The organism is Methanofollis sp. (assembly GCF_028702905.1).
Classification (GTDB): Archaea; Halobacteriota; Methanomicrobia; order Methanomicrobiales; family Methanofollaceae; genus Methanofollis.
The window spans coordinates 1-4,228 of sequence record NZ_JAQVNX010000140.1; the positions used below are offsets into that span (position 1 = coordinate 1).

The window sequence follows — 4,228 nt, forward strand, 5'->3', positions numbered from 1 at the left end:
TGCACTTCCCAGGTTCCAGGAATGGTGTCGACTGTTCCGGCCATGCATTCCATTCTGTTGCTGGAATATTAACGATTCCGGTCATACTCTGCTGAACTTCCCAGGAACAAAACGGTGTCGATTCATGCGGATCTCCAGGGCCATATCAAATCAAAGTTTGATTGAGAAAGCAGTTCACAGAGGATCAGAAAATTATCAGGTAAATAAAGATCCCGGGAAAAGAGTAAACTGCCGAAAGATTTTTTGCATCTCTCCTCCGGCAGATCATAACCACCGCGGCCAGGGCGCGCCAAGCTGCACGACAAGGTCCCGGATCTCGTCGTGGAGGCCGCGGTCTGCCTTCAGGAGGACGAGGCCATAGACGAGGCCGCCGAGGGCGACGGCGGCAAGGACGATGAAGACGTTTGTGAGGGGGATGGCGAGGCGGTAGAGGAGGACGACGAGGGCCATCGCTCCGGCGGCGAGGAGGATGTGGAGGACCGGGCCGCGTTCGAGTTTTACCGGGATTTGTTTCGAAAGATAATATCTGGCGATCCCTGCATTGACGAGCATCGTCACGAGGGTGGCAATCGCCGCCCCTTCTATCCCGAGGACGGGGATGAGGGCAAGGTCAAGGACTATGTTCACGACCGCCGCGGTCCCGGTGGCATAGAAGGACTCCCTGGGTCGGTCGATGGCATTGAGGCACATCGTCTGGAGGTACATGAAGACATTGACCACCTGCACGAGGAGGAGGACTGCAAGGGCGGACGCACCTGCGGCAAAGCCCGCACCATAGAAGAAGTACAGGAGGCGGTCGCCGAGTATCCAGCCGCCGACTGCGACCGGGACCGCGAGGAGGAGAGAATAGGTTACAGCGCGCGCGAGGGAGAGGGTGACGCGGTCGAGGGCGCCGTCGGCATGCCAGCGGCTGATCTTCGGATACAGGGTTGTGTGGAGGGCCATCGTCGTGAAGGTGGCGGTGGTGGTGAACTGGAAGGCAATCTGGTAGATGCCAACGTCGGAGGGGGACAGGAAGTAGCCGACCAGGATTGTGCTGGCATATGAGAAGACAATGGCCCCACTGGTGGAGAGGAAAGTCCAGAAGGAGAAGGTGAAGAGATTTTTGATATGGTCCAGCCCGAACCTCGCCAGATGGAGTTTGAGAAAGGGCAGGCAGGCAAGTCCGCCGGCAAACATGCCGGCGACACAACCCCCGGCAAGTCCTGCCGCACCGAAGCCAAGGAAGACTGCAATGACCTGGAGCAGAACACGGGTCAGAGTGTTGAGCAGACCTGCGGCCTGACTCACGCCGACCATGCCGTCGCCGTACACCCCGCTCACCATGACGGCCGGGAATACCCCGATGCAAAGGGCAATGAGCAGCCATACGACCATCCCCGATGCCTCAAGGTCGATGAGCAGGGGGCGTACGACGAGGACGGCAAGAAGTGAGACGAGCAGGAGTGCGATCCGCAGGGCACAGAATGCCGAATAATATTCATCCTGTTCGCTCCCCTCAGAAATTCTCTTGACAGCCGCACCGCCGAACCCGCCGTCGCCGATAAGATTGAAGATCCCGAAATATGCCAGGAAGAGGGCATACCCCCCGTACACCGCGGTGCCGAGGATATGGGCGAAGTACATCGTGGCGACAAAACCGACAACGGTGAGGACGATGGACGATCCGACGCTGATGAGGCTCTGCCGGCGGACGGGGTCGAGGTCCATGAGGCGTGCCGCATAGCGTGACAGAGAGTACACACCGTACGAAAGGTGAGAGATCCATTAATGATTTCCTTCTGAAAAGAAAACAGACTATATCAACATCCAAGAACAAACAGAATATGCTTTAAGAGGGTGGCAGATATCGCGCAGAAGGCACTAATAACCGGGATCACCGGCCAGGACGGTTCCTATCTGGCCGAGTTGTTGTTGCACAAAGGGTACGAGGTCCACGGGATCATCAGGCGGTCCTCCACCTTTAACACCAGCCGTATCGACCACATCTACGCGGACCCCCACGACCCGCAGGCCCGCCTCTTCCTCCATTACGGCGACCTCTCCGACTGCGAGCAGATCTCGAATATCATCTACAATATCAAACCCGACGAGATCTACCACCTGGGTGCGCAGAGCCATGTGCGGGTCAGTTTCGACACCCCCGAGTACACGGGAAATGTCACCGGCCTCGGGACCACCCGCCTCCTGGAGACGATCCGGAAGAGCGGGAACGGGATCAAGTTCTACCAGGCTTCGAGCAGCGAGATGTTCGGGGCGACGCCGCCGCCGCAGAAGGAGGACACTGCCTTCTGGCCACGCAGCCCCTATGCCTGCGCCAAGGTCTATGCCTACTCCATGGCCAGGAACTACCGGGACGGCTACGGGATGTTCGCCTGCAACGGCATCCTCTTCAACCACGAGTCGCCGCGCCGGGGCGAGACCTTCGTGACCAGGAAGATCACCCGGGGACTCGCAAGCATCCTTGCCGGGAAACAGCAGTACCTCTATATGGGCAACCTCGACGCCCGCCGCGACTGGGGGTACTCCCCCGAGTATGTCGAGGCGATGTGGCGGATCCTCCAGCAGGAGAAGCCTGACGACTATGTAATCGGCACAGGCGAGAGCCACTCGGTGCAGGATTTCCTCCAAGAGGCCTTCGCCTACGCAGGCCTGGACTGGGAGGAGCATGTGCGGATCGACCCGAAGTATTTCAGGCCGACCGAGGTCGAGAGCCTCATCGCCGATGCACGCAAGGCCGAGCAGAAACTCGGCTGGAAGCCAGAGATCACCTTCAGGGACCTGACCAGGATCATGGTCGACGCCGACCTCAGGGCCGCAGGCCTCGAGCCCCCGGGCGAGGGCGACGACGCCCTTGCCAGGATCTATCCAGACAGATGGTGGAAGACGGATTGAAACCTCTACACATCAGATTTTATACCAGCGATTACGGCTACGGCCACGCGGCACGGGACATCGCCCTGATCAGGCGGCTGCATCGGGACCTCGGGGCAGAGGTCTCGGTCAGGACAGAGTATCCTGCGGCCTTCATGGAGAGGTCGCTCCCTGGCGTCCCTGTCACCAGGGGAGAGAACGACATCGGCGTCGTAATGCAGAATGTCTCCGTGGACGCAGCAGCGACGGAGGAGAGGCTCAGGGCATGGATCCAGTCCTGGGAGTCGTACGTCGCGGCAGAGGAAAGGATCTGCAGGGAGCAGGGAGTCGACCTGATCATCTCAGACATCGCACCGCAGCCCTTCCTCGTCGCCGACGACCTCGGCATCCCGGGAATAGCGCTCTCAAACTTCTCCTGGCACCTGATCTATACCCACCTTTTCGGGACAACGCCCGAGACCGAGCGTATCCGTGAGGCCTACAGGTGTGCGACAGGAGCGCTTGTCCTCCCCCTCCATGAGGAGATGGGGGTGTTCAGGGAGCGCCGGGAGACAGGCCTCCTCTGCCGGGAGGTCACGCGGAACCGAAAGGAAATGCGGAGGCGTTTCGGGCTTTCCGATGATGATCTCCTCGTCTATCTCGGGACCGGGTGGTCAGTGGAAGCGTTCCCGGGAGGGATCGGGGAATTGGTACGGCAGGGCGCCACCGTCCTCGTCTCCTCCAACCGCGCCTGCGGAGAAACTGGGGTGATCCACATCCCGCAGGACGAGACAGAGACGCAGGACTACATTGCGATGTGCGACCTTGTGGTCACGAAGCCCGGATACAGCACGGTCTCCGAGGCGATGTGTGCCCGTGTTCCGATGCTCCTCTATAGACGGGAGAGATTTGCCGAGGACGAGTTCATCATCGACCCCATCGAAAAGATGGGTGTGGGACGGGCACTCTCCTGGCAGGATTTCCAGACCAGAGAGTGGACAGATGACCTCGACACCCTTCTCTCGCTGAAGGAGAACTACACTGACGGCACGTTCAAAAGGGATGGGGCAGAAGATTGTATGGAATATATCAGGGCGATGGTATGACATTCTGGGAAGGAAAGAAGGTTCTTGTCACCGGGGGGGCAGGATTTCTCGGGTCGAAGGTTGTAGAACGCCTCCGTGATGCAGGGGTTGCAGAGGAGAACCTCTCTGTCCCGCGGAGCCGGGAGATCGATCTCCGCACCTGGGAGAACTGCGTTGCTGCTGTCAAAGATGTCGACCTCGTCATCCACCTGGCTGCAAAGGTCGGTGGGATCGGCTACAACATGCAGAACCCGGGCTCCCTCTTCTACGACAACGCGATCATGGGCATC

General features: G+C 59.5%; 4 protein-coding genes. 3 read left to right on the forward strand and 1 reads right to left on the reverse strand.

Going from position 1 to position 4,228, the window contains the following annotated elements; all coding sequences use genetic code 11:
* Window positions 1-264 precede the first annotated feature (264 nt).
* Window positions 265-1,743 carry a polysaccharide biosynthesis C-terminal domain-containing protein gene (locus PHP59_RS11575; RefSeq protein WP_300167161.1) on the reverse strand — a complete coding sequence of 493 codons (1,479 nt, stop codon included), beginning with the start codon at window positions 1,741-1,743 and terminating at the stop codon, window positions 265-267.
* Between the two features lie 96 nt (window positions 1,744-1,839).
* Here PHP59_RS11575 and gmd point away from each other — a divergent pair, with 96 nt between their 5' ends.
* The 3 genes from gmd to PHP59_RS11590 form a co-directional block, all read left to right on the forward strand.
* Entirely contained in the window at window positions 1,840-2,895 is a 1,056-nt protein-coding gene (gene gmd, locus PHP59_RS11580) for a GDP-mannose 4,6-dehydratase (RefSeq protein WP_300167162.1), read from the forward strand.
* The gene (locus tag PHP59_RS11585) at window positions 2,892-3,959 is read left to right on the forward strand and encodes a hypothetical protein (protein WP_300167164.1); all 1,068 of its coding nucleotides are present in this window, start codon (window positions 2,892-2,894) and stop codon (window positions 3,957-3,959) included. Before gmd ends, PHP59_RS11585 begins: the two co-directional genes overlap by 4 nt.
* The coding region (locus PHP59_RS11590; RefSeq protein ID WP_300167166.1) for an NAD-dependent epimerase/dehydratase family protein at window positions 3,956-4,228 on the forward strand (273 nt) is incomplete at its 3' end. The genes PHP59_RS11585 and PHP59_RS11590, both read left to right, overlap by 4 nt.